Origin of the sequence: Luteolibacter rhizosphaerae (assembly GCF_025950095.1) — a bacterium.
In the GTDB taxonomy this organism is placed as follows: Bacteria; Verrucomicrobiota; Verrucomicrobiia; order Verrucomicrobiales; family Akkermansiaceae; genus Haloferula; species Haloferula rhizosphaerae.
In genome coordinates this window covers 65094-89032 of record NZ_JAPDDR010000012.1, presented here as the reverse complement: position 1 = coordinate 89032, position 23939 = coordinate 65094, and the positions used below count along the sequence as shown (strand labels likewise).

Genomic DNA, 23939 nt, shown 5'->3' with positions numbered 1-23939 from the left:
TCAGCCACCGAAGCCTTGATGCGGAATCTTGGTTTTCAGCCAGCTGAGTTCCGCTTTGATCGCTTCTAACTCTTCGGGAGTGAAGCGGTGGGGAGGAACTGTTAGAGGCTTCCTATCCGCGGAGGTAAGCGAGGCTCCACCGCGCACTGCTGCCCCGCTGCGGATCTGCTCCTCCATCACTATCATCCGCAGGCGCACGATCTCGGCTTCGTATTCCACCACCTTGCCATCCTCCTCGCGCGCCTTCTCCATGTCCTCGGACGTGGCCATGTAGCCGCCCACGATCTTGCCCTTCGTGGCTTTCACCTGCAGCGCCACGTCCGAGCGGGTGGAGAGCACCATGATGGCATTGCGCTGGTTCACCTCCTCATCGGGGAGATTGGCAGGGAAACCGGTGTAAACGGCATCGTCCTTCACTACGATGGGAGTAGCCTTGAAGTCGGCTTGCCCTTCGATCCCGCTCTCGGTCTTGAACTTCACCTTGCCTTTCGTGAGCGCGGTTTCCTTGCCCTTCACGATCTCCTCCACGTGCGCCTTTATCAGGAAGACCTTCCCATCGATTGCCTCGGGCGCGAGCATGAGCACAGCCCAAGCGCTTGCTTCGTTCATCGCTTTGCGATTCACCTGCTCCCTCGCCCAAGCCCCTAGCTTGTCCTGAAGGTAGCCGGCCTCCGCCAAGCAAGAGTCGGTGAGTTTCTCCATCGGGATCGCGAAGATCTTCTTGTCTGGTCCCCGCACGAAAACCTTACCGGGACGCACGGCCAAAAAATTACCGCTGAAGGTCTCGCCCTTGCGGCTGGTCCACACCTGCAGTTCATCGGCAGGGGCCAGCAGGGTGAGCGCGAGAAGCGCGAGGAGGAGTTTCACACGGCTTATCTATGCGGCTTATCTTCCAGCCTCAATCTCTTCGTGATGAATCCGTGCCGGCCGGTTCGGGTGCGGTCCCGCATGTTCCGCGGTGTCCCTACCACGGGTTGGGGACCGCACCCCTGGTGCTACTTGAGTGGCACCACCTGCCTCGACACACCGGGACAAAACTGCCAGCCGGGTCTTCGCTTCAGGTCCGCCGCCGCAGCAGCAGGCAAAGACCGGCTAGGGAAATCAAAGTGGCGACCACGGAGGGATCGCTCGCGTCCACCTGCGCCAGCCCGTCGTCCGCGGGAGATGGCACCCGGGCGTTGCATGGGCCGGGAAGTGCAAGCGCGAGCAAACAAAGTGCGCGCACTCCAACCGGCGAGGGGTGGGGATAGAACATGTCGGGGAGTGAGTCAGGGAATCAGGTGGCGGCGACCTGTCACCTCTTCCGCATCCCGCATGCCAGCTGGCATGGTTGATAAGCAGATATTGACTATCAGCGGCATTTGAAGAGGTGTCGTGAAAGTGCGCTGTCCATGGGCCTGCAAACCTTGCGTTAGGGCGGCAAAACTTGCAGGGTAGCCGGTTTCAGCAGGGGATTCCAGTCGCGGTGATCCGGCGGGAGTGATACGGATACCTGTCTCCCATTCCCTCCATGAAGATCCTCCCTTTATTCACCAGCTTGTATCTATGTTGTGCGGTTTCGGCTTTCGCCGCGCCGCTCTACATCTTCAGTGGTCAGGGTGTCACCGTGGTGGTCTTGGAGGCGGATAAAGACGAAACCCACGTCTCCGGAGAAATCCGATTCGGCGGTGGCATCCATCCTTTCACCGCTACGGTCAGGGAGACGGAGGATGCGGGCACTGTGGACGGACACTTCACCGTGGATGGAGTGGCCAAGCGTTTCCGCGCGACCCTGGATGAAGACGAAGAGACGGCGAGCCTGTCGATGGAAGGGAAGAGCTATCAACTCGCGGCGGTAGATGCGGTCCCTGAGATGAAGCCGCGGAAGGAAGAGCCCGCGCAGGACCCGCCGGGTGAGTCTCTTCAAGCAGCACTGCGACTCAAGCGGGTGAATTTTCCCGATGTCTCGATGGGCGGGGTGGCCGCCTACAGCATGCTCGTTCCGGAGTCTTGGAACTCGCAGGGCAAGATCGAGTGGCCGCCGGTGGACGATCCGTATCCCCAAGCATCCATTCAGGTCAAAGGCCCGGGTCGGGAGAAGATTACCATCCTGCCCGCGCAGCACTTCAGCTATCTGGAGTCCGCGAATATGCCTCCGCAGGGCAACCCATCTCCGCAGGATATCGGGCAATGGCTTGTGGCAACCATCCGCCGCACGAATCCGGCTGTCAGCGCGGTGGAGTTGCTCTCTAACAAGAGGCATCCGGAGGCGGAGGCGAATGCCAGGAAGAATCTCAACCCCGGAATCGAGAATACCATCCACACGCTGACCATCTCTTATCGCGAGGAAGGCGTGGCGATGATGGAAGAAATCCACCTCTCTTACGCACGCTACCCTCCGGTAGGCACCCAGCATGTCCGTTCGCTGAATTGGAGTGTCTTTATCGTCCTCTGCGCCGCAGCTCCGGCGGATGACTTCGATCGTGTGAAGTCGCAGGTGTATGCCTACGCGAACACCTTGGCCCCGCTTCCGCGGTGGTGGAACCAGATGACCCAAGTCCGGCAGCAGATCATCAATCTGCGCGGCCAGCGCATCGCCGAGGAGATCCGTCGCCGCGGTGAATTCTACAATGATATGAGCGACCGCCAGCATGCTGCCTTCATGCAGCGCATGCGCTCCGATGACGAGGTCCAGCGCCGCCGCATCCAAGGCATCCGCGAGGTGCAGGACTATCAGGACTCGGATGGTAGCCGTGTGGAGCTACCCTTTCACTACAAGCACGTCTTCAGCGATGGGAAGGGGAACTACCACCTCTCGAATACCTATCAGAAGCCCGGCGAGAGCTTCCAAGAGATTCAAGCCGCGGAGTGAGCTGCAGGTCAGCTTAGATCGGTTCGAGCCCAGCGATTCCCAGCTCCTTCGCTAGGTCATTGAATTCCGTCAGCTCTGCTTCGGTGAAGTGCAGGCCGCCGGCGGCATCCGACCGCTTGCGGGCTTCCGCCTCGAACTGCCCGGGCAGCACGCAGCTCTCGTTGCCGTGACCGAAGATGTCCTTTAGCACCGTGGCCAGGTTCTCCATCTGACCTCGGCCATTCGCGAAGTTGCGGCCGGAGATCGCATCCGGATGGATCACTTGGAAATAGAAGGCTGCGGTGGTCTTCTCACCGGCGGGAGCTTTCTCGGCCCGGCCGCGAAGGGTGGGGAGGGAGCCCCCGATCAGGCTGCCGTAAAGTTCGTTGATGAGGCACATGGCGTAGCCCTTGTGTGCGCCGAAAGGGAGCAGGGCCACGACCTCGTTCGGATCGGTGGTCGGGTTACCGTCCTTGTCCACAGCCGCCCCGGGCGGAAGCTGCTTGCCCTCGCGCTTGAGCGCCTGCACGCGACCCATCGCCACCGTTGAGGTCGCCCAGTCGCTCACCACCGGGAAGCCCAAGGCTTCAGTCGTAGGGAAGCCCCACGAGTGCGGGTTGGTGCCGAGCGTGGGGAATTTGCCGCCGAAGGGAACAACCTCCGCGAGTGTGGAAGTGCAGTTGGTGTAGGCGATGTAGCCGCGCTCCGCCGCATCCATCACGTAGCCGCCCCCCCACAGGTAGTGGAATGCATTGTCCACGCTGACTTGGCCGATGCCGTATTTGTCGGCGAGTTCGATGCAGCGCTCGATTGCACGGTAGGCCACGCTCTGGCCCAACTTGCGGTGCGCATTCCAGGTTTCAGAGGCCGCGAAGCGGCTTTCCACCACCTCGATCTCCGCTCCCGGGACACAGCCGCCGGTGGCGCTGCCGAAGAGGTGGTCGAGGTGCAAGGCCTTGAGTGCGTGATGGGTGCGGATCCCATGGCGGGCCGCCTCCGCCGCCAGCTTGGCCCCCTCGGCAGCCTCGTCCGCCGTGTAGCCGCGGGAGCGGTAAGCGGCTTCGACGAGTTGGTCGTGGGCAGTGCGGGAGACGGTGAGGAAATCGGACATGGTAGGTGAAAGCGTTAGAAGAATCAGGGCTGTCGGACAACTCAAGTGCCGAGTGAGTCCCCATGTGTGCAGAATGATTTGGAAATCTTAAAGTTCACAAATCTCAGCAGGTGGTGGTGTTTTTCCAGTGGGGATACAAGATGTAGTCGGATCGCTGCGCTTTGCTTTTATCGGAGGGAATCGGGGTTATGGTGAAGGACGTCCGGATTCCCTCCCGGGCTGAACCTCTAACCCGCTTCTGTCGCATGTATTTAAAGTCTCTCGACATCCACGGCTTCAAGTCCTTTGCGGACAAGACCAAGATCGAGTTCCACAAGGGCGTTACCGGCATCGTCGGTCCGAACGGCTGCGGCAAGTCCAACGTGGTGGACGCGATTCGCTGGGTGCTGGGGGAAACCTCGGCCAAAGCACTGCGTGGGGGGGAGATGGCGGATGTTATCTTCAATGGCACGGAGCGCCGCAAGCCTTTGGGCATGGCGGAAGTGACACTGACGATGGCGGACTGCGAGGAAGCGCTCAAGGTTGATTACAACGAAGTCTCGCTAACTCGCCGGGTTTTCCGAGACGGGAAGTCGGAATACCGGATTAATGGCACGCTCTGCCGGCTGAAGGATATCCACGACCTGCTTATGGATACCGGGATCGGCCGCACGGCCTACTCGATCATGGCTCAGGGCCAGATCGATCAGATCCTTTCCTCCAAGCCGGAAGAACGCCGGGCGGTCTTTGAGGAAGCAGCCGGTATCACCAAATACAAGCGCGAGAAGAAGGAAGCCCTGCGCAAGCTGGAGTTTACCGAGGCGAACCTGCTGCGCGTCTCCGATGTGCTGGCGGAGCAAGAGCGCCGCATGAACTCGCTGAAGCGCCAAGTGGCGAAGGCCCGCCGCTATCAGGCGCTTGCGGGGGATGTCCGCATCCTCGACACCCACCTCGGCCACAAGAAGTTCGTGGAGTTCAGCGCCGAGCGCGATGAGCTGAAGACTTCGATTCGCTCGCTGGAAGCGACGGAAGCGGAGCTGGAGCGCCTGATGGCGCCGAAGGAAGAGGCGGTAGCGGACGCCCGCTTCAACGCCCGCAATTTCGAAGGAGAACTGGCCGACCTGCGCCAGCAACTCAATTCGCATCGCAACCAGCTTTCCGCCGCACAGGGCCGCGTCGCGTTCAACGAAGAGCGCAAGGCCGAGCTCGAAGGCCGCATCTCGCAGAACCGGGAGGAGATCGAGAGCACCCGTGAGAAGCTCGCGCAGCAGGAGTTCGACGTGGTCGCGGCGAACGAGGCTCTCGAGCAACTCGCCCGCCGCATCGCCGAACAGGAGATCCAGCTTGGTGATCAGGAAGAGCGCACGCGCATGGCCCGCGCGGATCGTGAGCAGATCGAAACGCAACTGCGTGAAGCCCGCGCCGAAGCGAACCGCGCCCAGACGATCATCGCTTCCACCCAGGCCCGCATCGAGAGTTCGCTGGCCCAGCTCGAAACCAGCCGCGAACGCGCCCGTATGCTCGCCGATGAGGAGCAGCGCCTGAATCTCGAAATCGAGGAGGCGAACGAGCAGCGGAACCGGATCGCTACCGAATTGGATGAGCATGCGGCCCGCACGACCGAACTGGAAGAAGCCTTCCAGAAGGCCGAGCGTGGTTACCAGCACACCCGCGGTGATCTGGATGCGGCCCGCACTGCCGCTGCCGAGGCTCACAAGGTGCTCGCCCAACGCGATTCGCGCCTGCGGGTGGTGAAGCAACTCGTGGCAAGCGGCGAAGGTTTCCAAAAGGGCACGCGTAAAGTGCTCGATGGCTTGGACGATGCGGAGCGCTTCAAACCGGGCATTCACGGCGTGCTCGCAAACTTCATCGAGGCGGACCGTAGCTGTGCCCGTGCGATCGAAACGGCACTCGGCCGCAACCTGCAGGCCGTGCTGGTCTCCGATGAAAAGCTGGCGGATGCGATCATCTCCCGCCTCACGGAGAAGCGTCTCGGCCAAGCGGCGATTCTTCCCGAGACTTTCGTCGGCCACAATGGCGGCACCCAGATGGAAGCCTTGCCGGAAGGCGCGGTGGGATGGGCGCTCGACAAGGTGAAGTCCGATCCTCGGGTGGCCCGCGTGATCGAACGCCTGCTCGACAAGGTGCTGATCGTGCCGAACTACGCCACCGCCATGCGCCTGCGTACATCCTTCCCGGATGTGAACATGGTCACGCAAGCCGGTGAAGTGGTGGGTGCGGAAGGCATCATCCACGGTGGTGATGCCGGCGAAGGCAATGTCTCGGTGCTGGAGCTTCAGAACGAGGTCCGCGACCTCGAGAAGGAAGTGGCTGGTCTGGTCGACGCGGAAGCCGCTGCCCGCCAGCGCGTGTCGGATCTGGAGGCATCTCTGGCCCAGCTCCAAGAGGAGATGGAAGTCAGTCGCGAGCGCATCCAGCGCCACAAGGTGGAACTCTCCACACTGCAGGGGCAGCTGACGCTTGCCTCCCGTGAAGTTGAGAGCGTGCAGACCAAGCTCGACAACGTGCGCTGGGAGCGCGGTGAGCTTGATGCCCGCGAGCAGGCCGCCCACGACAGCCGCAGCGGTCTGGAGAGCGAACTGGCGATGGCCCGCGAGCGTCTCGAAGGTCACGAAGAAGACCAGCGCCGCCTGCAGTCGCAGGTGGAAGGCTCGCAGCGCGATGAGGCTGAACTGTTCGAGACCTTGAACGAGCTGCGCACCTCGCTCGCGGTGGAGCGCCAGGCGAAGCAGGCTGCGGAAGCCCAGCAGCAGCCGATGGAGGCCCGTCTGAGCGAGCTCCGCGAACTCTCGATCCGACGCGAAACGGAGATCGAATCCTTTGTCCAACGCATCGAATCCGCCGCCGCGGAGAATGCCCGGCTCGCCGAAGAGGTGGAGACCCATCAGGCTGAAGCGGAGGACCTCGCAGTGGAAATCGAGTCGCGCTCGGCCCGTCGCAATGAGCTGATCGAAGCGATCGACAAGGCCGAAGCCGGGCTTTCGGAGTCGCGTCGCAGGCACGCAAAGGCGGCGGAACAGCGGGGCAGGGAAGAGGTCGCGATCACCAAGATCGAGCTTCGTCTGGAAAGCCTCGTGACCACGATCCTCGAGCGCCACCAGGTGGAGCTCGCCACCTTCGAGCCGGATGCTCATGCACTTCTTTCCTGCATCGCTTCCCAGAAGTCGCAGCAGGCCCGCGGCGGTCGCCAGACTTTCGTTGAGAGCGAGAGCGAAGGAGAAGGCGAAGAGGATGAGCAGCCGATTATCGTGGTGGACGCCTCGAAGGGGGAGGACGATATCGAGCTTCCCCCGCAGATGACAGGCGAACCGGATTGGTCTTTCGTGGAAGCGATCGTGGGCGATCTCAAGCGCCGCCTCGATTCGATGGGCCCCGTGAATGTTGACGCCATCGAGGAATACGAGGAACTCGAAGAGCGCTACAACGAGGTCCGCTCGAACTACGACGACCTCGTCAGCTCGAAGGCGAATCTGATCGAGGTGATCGAGAAGATCAACGATGAGACCCAGCGCCGCTTCGCCGAGACCTTCGCCCAGGTGAAGATCAATTTCCGCGACATGTTCAAGGAGCTCTTCGGCGAGCAGGGTAAGGCCGATCTCATGCTGGTGGACGAGAGCGATCCGCTGGAGTCCGGCATCGAGGTGATTGCCAAGCCGCCGGGCAAGAAACTGCAGAGCATCTCGCTGCTCTCGGGTGGCGAACGCTCGATGACCGCGGTGGCCCTGCTCTTCTCGATCTACATGATCAAGCCGAGTCCTTTCTGCGTCCTGGACGAACTGGACGCACCGCTCGACGAGTCGAACATCAACCGCTTCGTGAAGGTCCTCGACCGCTTCATCGACAATAGCCAGTTCATCATCGTGACCCACTCGAAGCGCACCATGGCCCGCGCGGACGTGATGTATGGGGTGACGATGGAGGAGTTCGGTGTCTCGAAGCCGGTGGGCATGCGCCTCACCAGCGCGGACGACATGGCCGGCAAGGGCGAGGCGAAGACCGCCGCGCAGAAGGCCGCGCTGCGACTTGACGCATAACAAGATTCTTCCGACAGAAGAGGGATGGGGGACGGAGGGTAAGCCCGGGTGGGTCTGCTTTCCGTCCCCCGAATTTTAACCGCGGCACGCGATGGCGATCGAAATCGAAAGAAAGTTCCTGGTGAGTTCGGATGCGTGGCGGGAGGGCCCGGCGGGAAAGGAGATCCGGCAAGGTTACCTGTGCCGGGATCCGGAGCGCAGCGTCCGGGTGAGGATCAAGGGCGAGCAGGGCTTCCTCACCGTGAAGGGCAAGACGAGCGGCATCGCGCGCAGCGAGCACGAGTATGAAATCCCGCTGGAGAATGCCCGGGAGTTGCTGGAGCTTTGCGTGCCGCCGCTTCTGGAAAAAGTCCGCTACGAGCGTTGGCACGAGGGACGCTGCTGGGAGATCGACGAATTCGAAGGGGCGAACGCGGGACTTATCGTCGCGGAGGTCGAGTTGCCGGATGCGGCTGCAAGCTTGACGCTGCCGCCATGGGCAGGGGCTGAAGTCTCGGATGATCCGCGATACTTCAACCTCGCTCTTGCAGCGCATCCCTGGTGCGAATGGGGGACGAAGTAGTCCTTACTTCAGCTCCTTCTCCGCGGCCTCGGCGAGCTCTCCCATCGGGCGGCCTTTATGGTCGATGGCGTCCTTGTACTTTGTCTTGAGTTCCTTCAGTAGCTCCTTCGCCTCCTTCTTTTCGCCGGATTCCCAGAGCGTGAGCGCGAGCACGAAGCGGCCATAGCCGCCGACCTGGCATCCGTTCAGGTAGTAGCAGTCGCTGAACTTCTCCACGGCACGGGTGAGATACTCGATGCGTTCCTTACCCTCGCTCATCTGGCCCATGTAGAGCGTGGCACAACCGGTTCGGTTGGACTCGTCGTACTTGTCCAGGAGCTTCTTGAGGCTGGTTTTGGCCTCCTCGGTGCGCCAGTTCTTGTTCGCCACTTGGTAGAGGGTCTCGATCTCCTGAAGTTCCTCGGGTTTGTAGTTGCTCTTGTCTTCCGAGGCTCGCTTCTTGGCTTTCGCCACATTCTCCTCCCGGAGACGTTCGAGCTTCTTCTCGGAGGCGGACTTGGTTTCCAGCTCCGAGATGCGCTTTTCCAGTTCGGCCACGCGGGCCTTCAGGGCGGCGGCATCTTCCTCCGCATGCATCGGGGAAAGTGCGGCGAAGGCGAGGACGGCGGTGAGAGCTCCGGATCGGACGGCTTTCAGTTTCATGGATATGGTGGTTTGGCGGGCGTCTTGCATGACATCCCAAGTCGTCCTTAAAGAAAAGCTTCCGTTCGTTTCAGACGAAATGAGGCCCTGCCGTCGCTTTTCCGCGTCATCCCGTTTCCTCCGCTTGCAAGGGCGACAGTCGGCGGGAGAATCCTGCGTAACCCCGTTCCATCCATGAAAAAGTTCCTGTCCGCATTTGCCGCCTGCTCGGCGCTCGTCCTCACCGCCTCCGCCCAAGATAAGGTGGAGAAGGGCTTCACATCTCTCTTCGACGGCAAGAGCTTCGAAGGTTGGAAGATCGGCGGCCCTGCCGAAGCCTTCAAGGTCGAGGAAGGTGCGATCGTCGCGAACGGCGACTGCTCTCACCTCTTCTTCGTCGGCAAGGACGGTGCCGCCAAGTTCAAGGACTTCGAAGTACGCTTGGACGTGATGACCAAGCCGAACTCCAACGGCGGCTTCTTCATCCACACCACCTTCCAGGACAGTGGCTGGCCTTCCGCTGGCTACGAGGTCCAGGTGAACAATACCCAGGGCGACTGGAAGAAGTCCGGCGGTCTCTACAACTACGTGGATAACAAGGAGCCCTTCAAAGACAACGAGTGGATGAAGTACGAGATCACCGTGAAGAAGGGCAAGGTCAATGTCTCGGTGAACGGCAAGAAGGTCGTGAAGGATTACGAGCCCGAGGAAGGCAAGAGCAAGCTGCAGAAAGACGGCGGCACTTTCGCCATCCAGGCCCACGACAAGGGCAGCACCACTCTCTACAAGAACATCCGCGTGAAGGAGCTTTGATCTCCTCCTGCCGGTAGTTCCGATTCTCTCCAAGCCGCCGCGGGATTACCTGCGGCGGCTTTTTTGGTATGGCTCAGCGCGCGTAGCTGAGTTCGTTGGCCGTCAGCGTCATGTCGTCTGCGAGCTCGCGTTTCGGCGACAGGCCATGGGTCTGGAGGACCCCGTGGTAAGACTTCACTGCTTCCTCCGCGGAGATTTCCCCGTCGGTGATCCTCCGCAGATGGCGGATGAATTCCACCGGGTGCTCCGCGTCCTTGATTTTGCGCCCGAACAGCGCCACCCGTGCCCCATGATTCTGTGCCTCGGCGAGTAGTTTGAAGGCATCGTAAGTCGTCCCCGAACTACCGCCCAGAATCCCCACGATCAGGTTGCCCGGATCGTAGGCCGCCAGATCCTCCATCGCCTCCGGGGAAAGAAAGGGAATCTTCAAGAACACCGGCCAGTTTCCCATTGGCACTCCGGCAAGCGTCCGGCAAATCTGATCGTTGATGAAATCGGGCAGATCAGCCGCCGCAACCCTGCCTTCCAAATTTGGAGCAAAAACCTCCAGGAAGTAATTGAATCCCTGCCTCTGAGCCTCCGCCCGGAAAGCCTTGAAGGCCGTCAGGCTCTCATGATCCGCCTCTAGATCGTTGTTGAAGGTGATCGAATAGAGGCCCAGATCCACCGCCGGTAGCGCCCCCTTGGCGGGCTGCAAGCTGCCATACATCGCCTCTTCCAGGTAGCAGCTCGAGAAAGGGCGCGACGCGGCATCCCGGTAGCTCGTCCCACGACCGCACCAGATATCCGTCGTGTCGTTCGCCCGGATCGCCGGCGTGACTTGCGAATCCCGGAACACCCCCTGACGATGCGCCAGCAAGCTCATCTGAGAAGCCGACGCGAGCAGGATATCGATCACCCCATCCTCCACCACCTCGCGGATATCCTGTCGGAAATGAGGCATCGATTTCCAGCGAGGTCCGTCTGCAGGGTAGGGCGCACCGGGCGCGCTGAGCCCCCACGCCATGTCCGCGTCTTTCGCATCGGCGAGGATGAAGGCCCGCGGATCGGTGCCACGGCGGATCGCCTCCAGCTTTTCGGTGAGTCGTGCTTTCATCAAATCATTCCCAGTTGGATACCGCCGCGACGAGTTGTGGCGAGAAGAGGTGGCTGCATTCGCCGACCGTCCTTCTGTCGGGTATCCCGGCCCGGCCGCCAAGCTTCATCGCCACCCGCGAAGCTACCCAAGCCGCAAACTCCATACGCAACTCCAGCGGCCACCCCAGCAGGAGCCCGACCCCATAGCCGCCATGGTAGGCATCCCCGCAGCCATTCGTATCCAATACCTCCACGGGAAACGCCGCCTGATGCACCACGCCGGCCTCCGTCGTCGCCCAGCTTCCGCGCGCTCCATCGGTGACGATCATCTGCCCTTTGCCCAGCGCGCCGAGCGCCTGCAGCACCTCGGCGGGTTCCTCCTTACCCGTCGCCGCGCGGGCCGTGTGCAGCGGTAGGATCACCTCCGAGGCCAAGCCGATGCAACGGTGAAGGAAGTTTGCATCTCCATGTTCCAGGTCCACCATGCTCGCACAGCCCGCCGTCTTCGCCGCCTCTAACATCGAGACCGTCGCCGTCGGATCATACCCATCCACGATCACCAACCGCGCTCTGTGGATCGCCTCGCGGGGAATGTCCTCATCACGCAGCCAGCCGTAGTTCTTCAGGCTATAGCACACCGTCCGTTCTCCGCTTTCACGGTCGATCTGCACCACGGAGATTCCGGCCCGCTCCTCCGGTGAATCGATCAGGAAATCCTCCGAAATTCCCGCGCTTCGAAACTGCATCCGCGAGAGCTGGCTGATCGCATCGCCGCCCAGCCGCGCGACAAACGCACAGCGGAATCCAAAGGCAGCCAGCACGCAGCTCGCCGTGGATGCCGGCCCGCCGCCCTGCACTTCCAGTTCGTCCGTCGGATACTTTCCACCCGGCACCACCCCTGCAGGCGGCCGCGCCAGGATATCCACCACATTGATCCCGGCGGCGATGACTTCGTGCTGAGGTTCCGGCATGGCGCTGATACGGACGGAGTATCTCAATTCGTGCGTCCGCGGAAGAATCCTTCCGAACCCGTCATCGGAATGCTGTAGATCGTCTTCACGTATCCGCTCATCGTCGGATGCGGCACCTCGCTCAGAATCTCCAAAGAGGTCGGTGTCCAGTTTGTTAGATCGGAGGAGGTTTCCACTCCGATGACCAGCCCCGGGTCACTCGTGCGCCGCACCAACATCCACTCCGCATGGTTGCCATTGCGCAGCATCATGGGTGGCGGCGGGAAGTCTTTCACATCCGGATCCCCGCCGAAGGCATACTCCGCCCGGTTGCTGCGACCGTCACCATCAGGATCCGAGTCCGCGAGTGCTGCGGTCGACCACAGGTCGTTGGCCGCCGTCCACTGATCGTATGGATTTGTTAGAGTGGCGGGGTCGGCTCCCGCGAACCCGGGCGAGCCGATGTCGGAGGGCGCAGCCCCCGAATTCACCGCTCCATACTTGCCCGCTTGCGCATAGCCACCCGGTACTGCCACGCCATTGCGGAACCATACCCGCGACTTGCCCGCGACATGGGCCGGGAAGTTCGCCCGTGTGGTTTCGATGCCCCCCGGCGTGTAGACGATCACCGAGTCACCATTACCCAGCCCCCGCAACTCCGGCAGCCCGAAGTCTTCGCGCGTCAGAATCTTCACAGAAGAGGGCAGCCCCCATGCTTGGCGGAAGGCCCGTGCCTCATCGTCGTCATCCTCATCCAGCACCACCAGCGATTCCCCGGGCGCGATAAGCACCTGACCGAAGTAAGCCTGCCCGGATTCATTGCGGCTATCGTCCCAAGAAAAGCCGGAGAGATCGAGCGTGGCGCTTCCAGTATTCGTGAGCTCGAACCAATCGCCGTTCACCGTGTTCGTCGTATGGGCGCTGCTCGACATGATCTCGGTAACCCTCAGCGTCACCGCGGGCGCGTTCGGATCCGCTACCACTGATTTCTGCGCCACCACGCCCCCGGTCGCATTCTCCAGCACCAAGGTCTCGCCATAGGGAGAGAGACGGCCGCGGTAAGGACCGACTACGAAGTTCTGCTCGTTCGCGGTCGGCGTGCTGGGGCGTGCCCGGAATGCCTTTACATCCGGGGACACGAAGAGCTTCCCCGCGGGTGCGATCACCGTGCCCGGCTCGAAGGTGAAAGTTCCGCCGGCTCCGCGCAGGATCCATCCGCTCACATCCACCGCATCGGCGCTGTTGTTCAGCAGTTCAATGTACTCGTGGTTCTGGTTTCCAGAGCTCGGGTGCGCCATCACCGTGCCGAAGGCGATCATCGGGTTCGCCACCTGCGCATTAGGAATCCCGGCATTGTCCTCGTTGAAGAGTCCGATGACCTTGGATGTGTTGTTCACCGAATGCGTCACGTAGAGGTGCGTGCGGCGCGGATAGAGGAAATCATTCTTCAGCGTGGTGAGACCCTGGGTCGGACTGATTCCGGGGCCCAGACCATAGGCACCGCTGTTCGGCGGCAGCCCCCAGGTGGCCCGATCGGCATTGGCATCGTTCAGGATCAGCGCGGCCATGGTGTTGAAGCGTGACTCCAGCAGTGAGTTCGCCGCCGAGGTGCCAGGCGCTTTCACGTACTGGTCCATGATCGTCCGCATGCGCCGCAGCAGCATCGCACGGGCATTCGTATTCAGGATGATCGCGTGGTAGAGCCGGTTGTAGCTGCCGGTGTTGCCCGTGTTCGGCAGGCAGAAGCCGGAGCCGTATAGAGGGTGGCTCTTGTTGTCGTCGTTCGTTGCGTGGACGAAGGAGTTCAGCGATTCACCGTTGTAGAAGAGTTGGCCGAAGGAGAGGTTCAGGTCGAAGGGAATCGGGCGCCACTCACCGGTGTTGTCGCTGTCGCGATACATCACCATGTTCGCCCAGACATCGTCTCCTTCCTGCGCGATGCGGGCTACCGCCAGGTAGTTGATCACCGCGGGCAGGTTGAGGTTGTCGTAGATGTAGCGGTTGCGCGTGGTGCTGTTGGCATTCAGCGCGCTTTTCAGAGCGGTATAGTCGGAGGTCCCTTCCCACTTGCGGCTTTTCTTCTCGCCGCCCGCGCTCGTGCTCAGAGTGCCCACCTGCTTGTAGAGCGCGCCGCGCTTGTCCAGGCCCATGGTCTCCACCAGCTCGCTATCCGCGGAGTAGTTGTGGAAGGCCAGTTGCCAGGGTGAGTTGTTCATCAGCAGCTTCACCGGGAAGTGCTCGGAGCCCGCATTTCCGGAGTCACGGTGCATCCACAATTGCTGGTTCTGGCGCAGGTAGCTCGGATCGTTGTACTCCGAATTCAGGTTTAACTCGCGCTGTGCCGGGAAGTCTGGCGACCACTCGAACTCGCGTCCTGGATTGAAATCCACGCGGTGAGAACGCTTCAGCAGGTAGCGTGAAGTAGTGCCCTTGATCCGGATCAGCACGTTGTCGTAGAGCTTGCCATTGCCATAGAAGGCGCCGCGCGCGCCGGTATCCGAATCGATGCCCGATTGCGAAGTGCTCGTCGGGATCGTGTAGCCGGGAACGAAGAACTGATAGATCGGCAGGTAGCCGGCCGCCGTTCCTCCCGTCACCGTACCCTCGTAAAGCGGCAACTCGGCTGCGGTGTTCACATTGACCGGCCAGCGCGAAGAACCTCCGTTGCTGGTGACCCCGATCCGCCAGCGCACCATCTGGCCCGCAGTCGGAGCCGAGGGAATGGTGACGCCCCACACCTTGTCACCCGCAGCTCCATCGCCATGCTGTCCGTCGTCGAAGAACAGCGTCTGCGTCTCACCACCATGCATCATCCGATAGCGCAAGGTGGGCCCGCTGCCGCTTATCACCGTCTCGGGCGATAGCCTGACCGTCACGGTGATCGGCTGGCCGGGCTGCGGGTTCGCCGGGCTGAAGCTAGTGCTCATGATCGAGGCTCCGGAAAATACCGCACCCGCTGCGGCAGCACCGGGCGATGGCGTTTGATAGCGCCATGCGACCCGCCCGTCGGCGGGCTTTCCATTGGAACTGAGCCCGAAGGAGACATTCGCTTCCTGTTGCGGGTAGTTCTCGTAGGCGTGGACCAGTTGCCCGGCGGGGTCGAAGAGACCGAGGTAGCCACCGCTTTCCATGCCGAGCTTGAAATTCGCGTGCAGCTGGCTGCCCGGGCTGGAGCGATCCTTGCCGGAGGCGAAGACCAGCAGTCGCGCACCGGGGGCCAGGCTCTGGGTGGGGAAGACCCATTGGCGCGGTTCTGCCGGGTTATCCGTCAGAGACCATCCGGCGAGGTTCACGATGGCAGTGCCGGGATTGTGGATCTCGATCCAGTCGGGCGTATCGAAGTCCTGATCATACTGGCCGCCGGAGTTCTGCGCCAGAAACTCGGAGATCGCCGCCTGAGGCGCGGGCAGCACGGGTGCGGAAAGCGCGGACCATGGGGTCGGCTGCGCCGCCACGCCATTCACCCCGACGATCCCGTGAGCGGCAGCCCAAGTGAAGTGGACATCGCCCTGCGGCGGGGCAGGGAAGCTGAAGCGGTAGCGCTTGGGATCGATCGCCGTCACCCCGCTCGCGGGAATGCCATTCACCAGCAGATCTGCGGCATCCACCCCGCCCACCGGGTGTGTGAATTCCGCCTCGGCGGCGGTCAGCGTGGTCACGCTCTGGCCCGCACTGGGCACGGTGGATGCGATGTAGGGAAAGGAGATTGCCTCGATGCCGGCGCTGAACACCGTGCTCATTTCCGCCGGGCTAAGCTGACGGCTGAAGATCGCCACCTCGTCGATCTGGCCGGTGAAGCTGTGGGCCGCACCATTCATGCGCGAGCCGATGTTCAACTCCGCGGCAGGACCGTTCGCGATGCTGCCGCCCAATGAATTCAAGGTGACGGAAACCGCCACCGGCGCGCCGTCCACGTAGATCTGGATACCCTCGCCGTTACTGGATCCATCGTAGGTGAACGCGACATGGCGCCACTGCTCGTCCAGCACGGGGATGCTGGCGCTCACTTGGATTGCATTGGCCGGGTAGTCGTTGTTCAGCCAGACGGTCAGGCTCTGGGCATTCCCGCCATTGGCAGCGGTTCCCACATGCAGCTCCCAGCCTTGGTTGCCCTCCATCTCCACCATGTCGCCCAGGATGGTGGCGTCCTGTGCACCACCCTTGATCCACGCGGTGGCGGTGAAGGCTTGGTGCCGCTCGAAATCGATTGCGGCTCCCGCCTTCAGCCAAGTCCCGTTCAGGTCCGCGGCCCCTGTGCTCAGGGGCGCGGGCACGGTGTTGGTGTAGGCCGCTTCACCCTCCCACACTGCGGGATAGCTCGCGGTCTCCTCGTTCGGAGAGCCGTCGAGCTTCCAGTGTGCGACGAGATTGGCACACAGGGGCGTGGGACATAGGCACAGCAGTGCCATCAGGGTTCTGGGTTCCACAGGGCAAACGAGGGTTCACCCTCAAACTGCACGGAAAACCGCCCGGCGGGAAATGGAAAAGCCGGGGTATGACCTAACTCTTTCTCAAGGGCTTCCGGCGGCTTCCTGCAGCCATGCGAGGTTGAAACGATAGTGGAGGGCGCTCGAAATCAGATGGATCGTCCCATCCGGGGATTGGGTGGAGGCGAGGTAACCCGCGTGCTCCGCATTGTCAGGCGTGGCGGTGAATTTGCGGGTCCAAGCACCGCCGTCAAACTCGCCGGCACCGGGCGTGATCAGCTTCCGGATCGGCCAGCTCTTGCCCTCGTCCTCGGAGATCGCGGCAAACATGCCGTGCCCGGTGAAGGTACTGCCATCCGCCCGGCTGAATTCCATGCCGCCTTCCCGTGGTTTTCTGCGGTCGGGGTTGGTAAAGGATATGAGAAGCAGCGGACCCTCCTGCAGGCGCAGCAGGGTCAATCGTTGACCGCCGCCGATCGGCGGAAATGGACTCGCGGCGTAAGTCCAGGTTTTGCCTTCGTCGTTTGAGATGCTCTGGGGCATGAACTTTTGCTGAAATGGAGCCGGACCCTTTGATGAAGTCGCATCGTAGAACGTCACACCTCTCGGCCTGAATCTGTAATTGAGTTTGGTTTTGTCGGTCGAGTATCTCACCAACTCGGCAAGGCTGAGCTCGTCATAGAAAAGAGGAACCGCCCTGATACTCATCGAGGATTGTGTCCCTTCATCATCCGCCCAATTCAGCTCGAGCGAGCTTTTGGCGATGCCAGCTTCCCGAGCCATTGCTTCGATGGCTTCGACTCTTTCTTCAAACGTCTGCTCCGGAAGCTTGACGTTTCTGATGACGGTCTTGCTCAGGAGATCCAAGGTCGCTGCAAGGCCGCCTGGAAGATCGTCACCGCGTCCGAAGGCCAGCCAATCACCGTCTTTGAGCTCGACCACGGAAGCATGGATGCCCGCGATGGTTCCTAAACCTTGGGCTCCGTCTGTGAATCTTGGAGAAGGTTTGCCCTCGCCCGGATCGGTCCAGGTCGCGCCTCCATCCCGGCTGAGATTCAGCGCCGTGCCGCCGGCCCCGCCAGGCACCGCATCGCATGGCTGGATCAGCACTCCCGCTTTTGTCTTCCGCATGCCGGCGATCACCTGATTGCGTTCACGGTATTCGGGATCGGCGACCAGGGGCTCACTCCAGGTCACGCCGTTGTCGCTGCTCTTCCGCATCAGCAGGGCCAGCTTGTCCCAGCCCCGATGGCCTTCCGGAGCCATACCGTTGAAGTGGTAGATCGTCCCGCTGCCATCGTGGAAGATGCTCGATCCATGCATGTTCCGTCCCTCGGCCTTGAAGAACTCGCTGGATGCATCCCATTCCTTCTCTCCGGGCCTCAGGCGGCTCGCCAGTACCGTCAGTTCGGGGCCCTTCTCGTCCTTCGTGCTATACCAGATCGCCAGTAGGTCGCCATTCGGGAGCCAAGTGATGGAGGGCTGGTGGTTGTGGGAGTGGAAGGGTTCGCCCGCGTCCCTCGGTGCGCGCACGTAGGTGATCGGTCCCTCGAAGTAGGGCTCGCGCCGGTCCTTCTTCCGCTCCGGTGCTACCCCCTGTGCGACCCCTTTCGCCCACAGCGGCTTCTTGTCTTTGGCTATGGGATGGCAAGCGAGGAGGCTGCCCTCGCGCTCTTCCACGCTGAACTTCCGGTAAGTCGTGGGCTCGGCCATCACCCCGGAGGTCAATGCGGCGAGGAGGAGGGGTAGTGCTTTCATGGTGCAGCAGGTAGGATGAGCAGGCTGCCGGTCCAGTTGCCTTTCGGTAGCCGGATGGTCTCGCCGGTTTTGATCTCGCGTGTGAAGATCTGGAGGCGGGTCTTGCTACGATCGTTGTAGTGAAAACTATCTGCGGATGCCTGCCATCCACCCGTTTCGATTCCCGGCAGGGCTCCCGCCGTGGCGATCTGGAGCTGGAGCTCCTTCTTCGCCGTGACCTCCAGCAGCGCACGGTTCCCGCCTCCCAGCCGGGTGAAGGGCCTGCCACCTACGGATCCCGGGACTTCGTGCCAGACGTAGGGTCGGTTGGAGAAGGCCTTCTCGCCATTAGCCAGCGTGCCGATCTCGAATTCGCTGCCTCTTACGATCAGCTCGCCGTTCTCGTGCTTCACCATTTCGGGCTCCGGCATCGGGACATCATCCTTGCGCGAGAGCAGGCGGAAGTTTTCCCAGCGGTGAAAGGTGATGAAGTTCGCATCGTGGTTGTTGCGCGCTCCTCCTTCCGCATCGTCCCAAGCGGTCCGGCACGCGGCGATAAGGTCCTCTCCATCGAATTGCCAATCGACGTACTGGAAGCCGTGCCGAGAGACATCGGGATGATAGAGCAGGATGGAGCACGTTTCCCACTTTTGCAGGTCCTTGCTCCGCACCAGCGCCAGCGTGTTCCTTACGGCGCTGGGCCGTCCCAAGGCAGGATCTGCATGGCGCTCCGGAATGATCGTCGCCAGCGCCCAGTAATCCTCGGTGAGCGGATCCCGGCGGATCGTGAATTTCTTCGCGCCACCGTCGAAGTCGATGAAGCCTCTCGCAGGATCGAAGCTCGCGCTGCCGCCATCCCCCGAAATGCGGACGATCGCCGCCTTTTCCGGGACCTGAGGATTATCCACCCGCAGCACGTTCACCATGCTGCCGTCTGGCGCCATCACCGCATTCCCCTCCAGCCAAGCGCGGAAGTTCCCGCCCAGCCACGCTGCATCGCGGGGCAGGGGATTGGTGAAGCTCCAGCTTTCCGGTTTCATCAGATCCGAATCCGCGGCGGCTGACGTCATGCGTGCCCGGTAGCGTTCCCCCCATTTGTCGCCACCCATCGCATCTTCGATCGCGCGCCAGATTCGTCCGCCGTGCTCGATCACCGGCATCGGAGCGGTATGCCATTCGCCTTCGGTCAGAACCACCGGCTCGCTCCACTTCATTCCATCGCTTGAGCGCCGGATCACCACCCGGCCGTGATGCTTGTCCGTTCCGAGCGCATAAGCGGCACCGCGGTGAACGAAGAGCCCTTGCCAGAAGAAACCCTCGAAGTCGCGCACATGCGACCAACTCTTGCCACGATCCGTCGAGCGGTAGAGTCGGCCCCACGCGAGTTCATGCTCCTTGCTCGCCGGGCCGAAGAGGTCATGGCTGGCCAGATAGCTCCCATCCGGCATCACGCAGAGCGATGGCGAACCGATGTAGAGCCCGCTGCTGGCCGGGCTATGGTGAATTACCGTGCCCGGCGGCGGAGGAGGCTCAGCCCGCATGGCGAAGGGACACATGAGCAGGGCCAAAGTAATCCAGAGCGAAATCTTCACGTTACTCCATCCTTCGGCCCGGTCCGGAGGAGTCAAACTCCGAAAGGTATCCATTGCGCCTCGGTCCCGAGTCGGAGGCGCCATGCCTCGGTTCCCGGGTTGCCTGGACATCTTTGCTCTGGCAAAATGTCAGGATGCGTGGGGTTATTTTGGCTCTGATATTCAGCGGGATTGCCCGTGGAGAGCGGATCAATCACGAAGGCAGGATTCTCGGGGAGCAACCCTCGATGGCCAGCCCGCTTCTCTTTAATACGCCGCAGGCCGATGCAGTGGTTTCCGCGATGCAGATCATGCCTCGTGACAGTGCTTGGAACGAGGATATCTCCCGGCGTCCAACCTTGGCGAATAGCGACGCGATGATCGCTCGAATCACCTCGGATCTGCTCACGGGGGGATCAAACCGAGGGAATTTGTTTCTTTTCGAAGAGATGAACTACGCCTTGGTGCCGGACGACCAAGCGAGGCGCTCCATTGAATTCTTCCAGTATCCTAGCCAATCGGACTTCGATGGTGGCATCAGTCCGCTCGGCAGCTATCCCATTCCGGCAAACCTGCCGGTGGAGACTTGGCCGACGGGAACCGGCTCGCAGACTTTGGAGGCTTGGCAGGAGGCAACGGGCGGGGACCGCCATACGATCATCGTGATGCCGGGCACCGGGCAAATCTGGGAGACTTGGAACACACGCCGAGTCGGGCAGAGCTGGCGGGCGGCTAACGGCGCGAAGTTCTCCCTGCTCAATAATAGTCTCCGGCCCGCCGGTTGGACCTCTGGCGATGCCGCCGGACTCCCGATGTTTCCGGCACTGGTGCGCTACGACGAGGTCCAGCGCGGGATGGTCGAGCATGCGATGCGGATCGTGGTGAAGCGGAGTCGCCGGGAATACATCTATCCTGCGACGCACCATGCCTCGGTGCCGGACACCCTTGACCCCGATGTGCCGGCCATGGGCCAACGGGTGAGGCTGAAGTCATCTTTCGTGATCCCCTCGAACTGGACGATCCAAGAGAAGGCCGTCGCACTCGGCTTGAAGAAATATGATGCCTTCGTGGCGGACAACGGGAACTTCTTCTCCATTTCGATCACGCCGGACGACCGCTATCCGGACGGTTGCTTCGATCGTCTGCGCAGCATAGCGATCTCGAGTTTCGAGGTGATCGAAACGACAGGAGCGACTGGCGGGCCGCGCTCGCCGGGTGCGCCGCTGGTGGATGCAGGGCCGGATCGGAGTGTGACGGTCGGGAGCAGCTTGGCCCTGAATGGAATCGTGTCGGGAGGCGGATCGCCAGTGGTCTTGTGGAGGAGCTACTCGGGGCCCGGCCCGGCTTCATTCACGAGTAGTTCCCAAGCGGCAACCACGGCGAGTTTCGCGGTGCCGGGGCGCTACACGCTGATGCTCTCCGCGAGCAATGCGATCCACACCCCGGCCAACGACGCCGTGGTGGTGGATGTAACCTTGCCAATCCAACTGAGAACTTCCGGCCGCGATCAGGTCATCGAGTTCAACGGGATCGCGGGGGAACGCTGCCGTGTGCAGCGGTCTTCCAACATGAGCACGTGGCAAACCTTCTGGGATCAGACACCAACCGGCAATGTGCCGCAGAGCGTGGTGCATGCGGGTGCACTGGACCTGCCGGAGGGGCGGCAATTCTACCGGGTGCTGGTGGGACCTTGAAGGAGAAGTTTATTCCGCTTCGATGGCATCGGGCTTTTTGAACTTCGCCTTCAGGATCTCGATGACCATGGGGAGGACCGAGATGCCGATGATGCCGAGCACCACGAGTTCGAAGTTCTTCTTCACGATCTCCATGTTCCCGAAGAACCAGCCTGCGGGAAGGATGAGAACAACCCAGAGAATGGCACCGATCACGTTGAAGTACATGAAGCGGCCGTAGTTCATTTCGCCGGAACCGGCGACGAAGGGAGCGAAAGTGCGGACGATGGGGACGAAGCGCGCAAGGATGATCGTCTTGCCTCCGTAGCGGACGAAGAACTCGTTGGTCTTCGCGATGTGCTCGGGCTTCACGATCTTCGGGAATGTGCGCATCGTCCATGCCCCGAATTTACGACCGATCCAGTAGTTCACGGTATCGCCGAGAATGGCGGAAACCAAGATGACTGCGGCCGCGATCCAGACATTGAGGCCCGACTTCGGGTCCGCGGCGATGGCACCGACTGCAAACAGCAGCGAGTCCCCGGGCAGGAAGGGGGTGACGACGAGTCCGGTTTCGCAGAAAATGATCAGGAACAGAAGGCCATAGACCCAAGGCCCGTGGGCTTGGGTGAAGGTCATGAGGTGCTCCTGAATGTTCAGGATGAAATCGATCGCTTCCTTCATCGTTCAGTCGTTTTCCGGTCGGGGGTCTCGGTTCAGAAGTTCGTGCAAGGCACGGGCCGCGGGCATATCGCGATAGAGTATGGCGTGGACCGCATCGATGATCGGGGTCCGAACCCCCGCGCGCTGCGCGGTCTCGTGGATCGAGAGAGTGTTCGGGACGCCCTCCGCGACCATGCCAAGCGAGGAGGTTGCCTCTTCCAAGGTCTTACCTTGGCCCAGTGCGAGGCCCACGCGGTTGTTGCGGGAGTGCTTCGAGAAGCAGGTCGCGATGAGATCACCCACGCCGGAAAGGCCAGCAAACGTTTCGACCCGGCCACCGAGAACCGTGCCGAGGCGCGTCATCTCTGCAAGAGCGCGGGTCACGAGAGCGGCAATAGCGTTGTCGCCAAGCCTTAGCCCTGCCGCGATGCCGGCAGCGATGGCGTAGACATTCTTGATCGCACCGCCGTATTCGATCCCGGCGACATCGTCGCTGGTGTAGCTGCGGAAGTACGGCGTGGTGAAGAGCTCTTGAAGACGCTTGGCGAGGAGGTCGTCCTCCGTGCCGATCACCGCGCAGGTCGCGAGACAGGCCGCGATCTCCTCTGCGTGATTGGGGCCGGAGAGGACCGCGACCGGATTGGCGGGAAGCTTCTCGCGCAAAATCTCGCTCATCCGCTCGCCGGTATTGCGCTCGATGCCCTTCGCACAGGAGAGCACGACGCTGTCCACCGGAAGGGAAGACGCGGCAAGGGCCCCGGCGCTGTCGCGGGTGGCCGCGGTGGGAACACAGAAGAGTACCAGCGGATGCCTGGCTGCTTCCGCAAGTGATGTGGAGGCGCTGATGTTCTCCGGGAGTTCGACTCCAGCGAGGTAGCGGGAGTTGTGGCGGGTGGCATTGATGCTCTCCGCCACCGCCGGATCGCGGCCGATCATGACAACCTCATTGAGTCTCGGTGCCAGCAGGCGGGCGAGGGCGGTGCCGAAGGAGCCGGTGCCGAGGATGGCGGCGGAAGAAAGCGGGCGGTCAGGCATCTGTGAAAAGGAGAGAGGGAGCTCAGGAAACGGCCTTCTTCTTTCGCTCGAAGCGGGACTCGGTCCCGGCCATCAGCCGCTTGATGTTTGTTCGATGTTTCCAGATCGCGAGGATGGCGATGACCACCGAGAAAATGAAGAGCGGCTTGTTCCACTCGCCGCTAGCCAGCTTGCCGTGGCGCCAGGAGCCGTAGATCACCACGAAGGGAAGCAAGGCGGCCGCACCGATCGATGCGACCGAAACGTAACGGCTGATCAGGAAGATCAGCAGCCAAGCGACGATCAGCACGGGCACGACCAGAGGCGCGAGAGCAATGAGAACACCGGCGGAAGTAGCGATCCCTTTCCCCCCCTTGAAGCCGACCCACGGCGAGTAGTTGTGACCGAGGATCGAGCAGAGGCCGGTGGCGACATGGAGCGTCTGAGCCTTCCACTGCTCCGCCGCGGGGAACACGAAGCCTTGCTCGAGCAGCCCGTGGAAGGTGAAACCGGTGTTCTGCCCCTCGAAGCGGATCAGGGTAATGGCCAGCAGGGTGGGGATGAAGCCCTTGAGGGCATCGAGGATCAGGCAAATGATGCCGTGCTTCTTGCCGACCACCCGTAACACGTTGGTGGCGCCGATGTTGCCGGAGCCATGCTGGCGGATGTCGATGCCCTTCATGCGGGCGATAAAGAGCCCGAACGGGATGGACCCGAGCAGGAAAGCGAGGAGCGGGCAGAGCCAGAGCTGCATGTGCGCGCTTGAGTAGAGGAATCGGGGGCGAATGTCACCCCCAGAGGCGGGTCTGGCTATATTCGCCGACTGCTAAATGAAAAAGGCGCGACCCCTGCGGGC

16 protein-coding genes are annotated in these 23939 nt (G+C 61.8%); 5 read left to right on the top strand and 11 right to left on the bottom strand.

Features of this window, described 5'->3' with window-relative positions; all coding sequences use genetic code 11:
• Nucleotides 1–867 carry a hypothetical protein gene (locus OJ996_RS20945; RefSeq protein ID WP_264515634.1) on the bottom strand — a complete coding sequence of 289 codons (867 nt, stop codon included), beginning with the start codon at nt 865–867 and terminating at the stop codon, nt 1–3.
• A 643-nt stretch (nt 868–1510) separates the two neighbouring features.
• On the opposite strand from OJ996_RS20945, the gene OJ996_RS20940 reads away from it, so the two are divergent.
• Nucleotides 1511–2851, top strand: coding sequence for a hypothetical protein (locus tag OJ996_RS20940; RefSeq protein ID WP_264515633.1), 1341 nt, complete (start codon nt 1511–1513; stop codon nt 2849–2851).
• A 13-nt stretch (nt 2852–2864) separates the two neighbouring features.
• Here the strand turns inward: OJ996_RS20940 and OJ996_RS20935 are convergent, their stop codons facing one another.
• Nucleotides 2865–3941, bottom strand: coding sequence for an Ldh family oxidoreductase (locus tag OJ996_RS20935; RefSeq protein WP_264515632.1), 1077 nt, complete (start codon nt 3939–3941; stop codon nt 2865–2867).
• A gap of 245 nt (nt 3942–4186) precedes the next feature.
• Here OJ996_RS20935 and smc point away from each other — a divergent pair, with 245 nt between their 5' ends.
• On the top strand, nt 4187–7975 hold the full coding sequence (gene smc / locus OJ996_RS20930) for a chromosome segregation protein SMC (RefSeq protein ID WP_264515630.1): 3789 nt from the start codon (nt 4187–4189) through the stop codon (nt 7973–7975).
• 91 nt (nt 7976–8066) lie between these two features.
• Entirely contained in the window at nt 8067–8537 is a 471-nt protein-coding gene (locus OJ996_RS20925) for a CYTH domain-containing protein (RefSeq protein WP_264515629.1), read from the top strand.
• Nucleotides 8538–8540: 3 nt separating this feature from the next.
• Here OJ996_RS20925 and OJ996_RS20920 read toward each other — a convergent pair whose 3' ends face one another.
• On the bottom strand, nt 8541–9179 hold the full coding sequence (locus tag OJ996_RS20920; protein ID WP_264515628.1) for a tetratricopeptide repeat protein: 639 nt from the start codon (nt 9177–9179) through the stop codon (nt 8541–8543).
• A 174-nt stretch (nt 9180–9353) separates the two neighbouring features.
• Between OJ996_RS20920 and OJ996_RS20915 the strand changes: the two genes are divergently transcribed.
• Nucleotides 9354–9971, top strand: a complete 618-nt coding sequence (locus tag OJ996_RS20915; protein ID WP_264515627.1) for a 3-keto-disaccharide hydrolase — start codon at nt 9354–9356, stop codon at nt 9969–9971.
• Nucleotides 9972–10044: 73 nt separating this feature from the next.
• On the opposite strand, the gene OJ996_RS20910 is transcribed toward OJ996_RS20915, so the two are convergent.
• The 5 genes from OJ996_RS20910 to OJ996_RS20890 all read right to left on the bottom strand — a co-directional run bounded on the left by OJ996_RS20910 (nt 10045) and on the right by OJ996_RS20890 (nt 19754).
• Nucleotides 10045–11067, bottom strand: a complete 1023-nt coding sequence (locus tag OJ996_RS20910; protein ID WP_264515626.1) for a hypothetical protein — start codon at nt 11065–11067, stop codon at nt 10045–10047.
• Between the two features lie 4 nt (nt 11068–11071).
• Nucleotides 11072–12019 (bottom strand): carbohydrate kinase family protein, encoded by a 948-nt coding sequence (locus OJ996_RS20905; RefSeq protein ID WP_264515625.1) that lies wholly within the window; start codon nt 12017–12019, stop codon nt 11072–11074.
• Between the two features lie 23 nt (nt 12020–12042).
• Nucleotides 12043–16425, bottom strand: a complete 4383-nt coding sequence (locus OJ996_RS20900; RefSeq protein ID WP_264515624.1) for a lamin tail domain-containing protein — start codon at nt 16423–16425, stop codon at nt 12043–12045.
• A gap of 84 nt (nt 16426–16509) precedes the next feature.
• A complete protein-coding gene (locus tag OJ996_RS20895; protein ID WP_264515623.1) occupies nt 16510–18183 on the bottom strand; it encodes a sialidase family protein in 1674 nt (557 codons plus the stop codon).
• A complete protein-coding gene (locus OJ996_RS20890) occupies nt 18180–19754 on the bottom strand; it encodes an exo-alpha-sialidase (protein WP_264515622.1) in 1575 nt (524 codons plus the stop codon). The genes OJ996_RS20895 and OJ996_RS20890 overlap by 4 nt, the downstream gene beginning before the upstream one ends.
• A gap of 227 nt (nt 19755–19981) precedes the next feature.
• Here OJ996_RS20890 and OJ996_RS20885 point away from each other — a divergent pair, with 227 nt between their 5' ends.
• Nucleotides 19982–21427: a hypothetical protein gene (locus tag OJ996_RS20885; protein ID WP_264515621.1), complete on the top strand. Its 1446-nt coding sequence runs from the start codon at nt 19982–19984 to the stop codon at nt 21425–21427.
• 9 nt (nt 21428–21436) lie between these two features.
• Here OJ996_RS20885 and OJ996_RS20880 read toward each other — a convergent pair whose 3' ends face one another.
• Genes OJ996_RS20880 through plsY form a run of 3 tightly spaced genes read right to left on the bottom strand, consistent with a single transcriptional unit; the run spans nt 21437 to nt 23837 of the window.
• On the bottom strand, nt 21437–22090 hold the full coding sequence (locus OJ996_RS20880; RefSeq protein ID WP_264515620.1) for a DedA family protein: 654 nt from the start codon (nt 22088–22090) through the stop codon (nt 21437–21439).
• Nucleotides 22091–22093: 3 nt separating this feature from the next.
• Nucleotides 22094–23104, bottom strand: coding sequence for an NAD(P)H-dependent glycerol-3-phosphate dehydrogenase (locus OJ996_RS20875; protein WP_264515619.1), 1011 nt, complete (start codon nt 23102–23104; stop codon nt 22094–22096).
• A 22-nt stretch (nt 23105–23126) separates the two neighbouring features.
• Complete coding sequence (gene plsY / locus OJ996_RS20870; protein ID WP_264515618.1) at nt 23127–23837, bottom strand: glycerol-3-phosphate 1-O-acyltransferase PlsY; 711 nt, start codon at nt 23835–23837, stop codon at nt 23127–23129.
• Between the last annotated feature and the right edge of the window lie 102 nt (nt 23838–23939).

Bases quoted from the DNA above. Each gene is read 5' to 3' on its own strand.
- OJ996_RS20940 (WP_264515633.1), top strand. From the start codon at position 1,511: ATGAAGATCCTCCCTTTATTCACCAGCTTGTATCTATGTTGTGCGGTT.
- OJ996_RS20935 (WP_264515632.1), bottom strand. From the start codon at position 3,941: ATGTCCGATTTCCTCACCGTCTCCCGCACTGCCCACGACCAACTCGTC.
- smc (WP_264515630.1), top strand. From the start codon at position 4,187: ATGTATTTAAAGTCTCTCGACATCCACGGCTTCAAGTCCTTTGCGGAC.
- OJ996_RS20925 (WP_264515629.1), top strand. From the start codon at position 8,067: ATGGCGATCGAAATCGAAAGAAAGTTCCTGGTGAGTTCGGATGCGTGG.
- OJ996_RS20920 (WP_264515628.1), bottom strand. From the start codon at position 9,179: ATGAAACTGAAAGCCGTCCGATCCGGAGCTCTCACCGCCGTCCTCGCC.
- OJ996_RS20915 (WP_264515627.1), top strand. From the start codon at position 9,354: ATGAAAAAGTTCCTGTCCGCATTTGCCGCCTGCTCGGCGCTCGTCCTC.
- OJ996_RS20910 (WP_264515626.1), bottom strand. From the start codon at position 11,067: ATGAAAGCACGACTCACCGAAAAGCTGGAGGCGATCCGCCGTGGCACC.
- OJ996_RS20905 (WP_264515625.1), bottom strand. From the start codon at position 12,019: ATGCCGGAACCTCAGCACGAAGTCATCGCCGCCGGGATCAATGTGGTG.
- OJ996_RS20895 (WP_264515623.1), bottom strand. From the start codon at position 18,183: ATGAAAGCACTACCCCTCCTCCTCGCCGCATTGACCTCCGGGGTGATG.
- OJ996_RS20885 (WP_264515621.1), top strand. From the start codon at position 19,982: ATGGCCAGCCCGCTTCTCTTTAATACGCCGCAGGCCGATGCAGTGGTT.
- OJ996_RS20880 (WP_264515620.1), bottom strand. From the start codon at position 22,090: ATGAAGGAAGCGATCGATTTCATCCTGAACATTCAGGAGCACCTCATG.
- OJ996_RS20875 (WP_264515619.1), bottom strand. From the start codon at position 23,104: ATGCCTGACCGCCCGCTTTCTTCCGCCGCCATCCTCGGCACCGGCTCC.
- plsY (WP_264515618.1), bottom strand. From the start codon at position 23,837: ATGCAGCTCTGGCTCTGCCCGCTCCTCGCTTTCCTGCTCGGGTCCATC.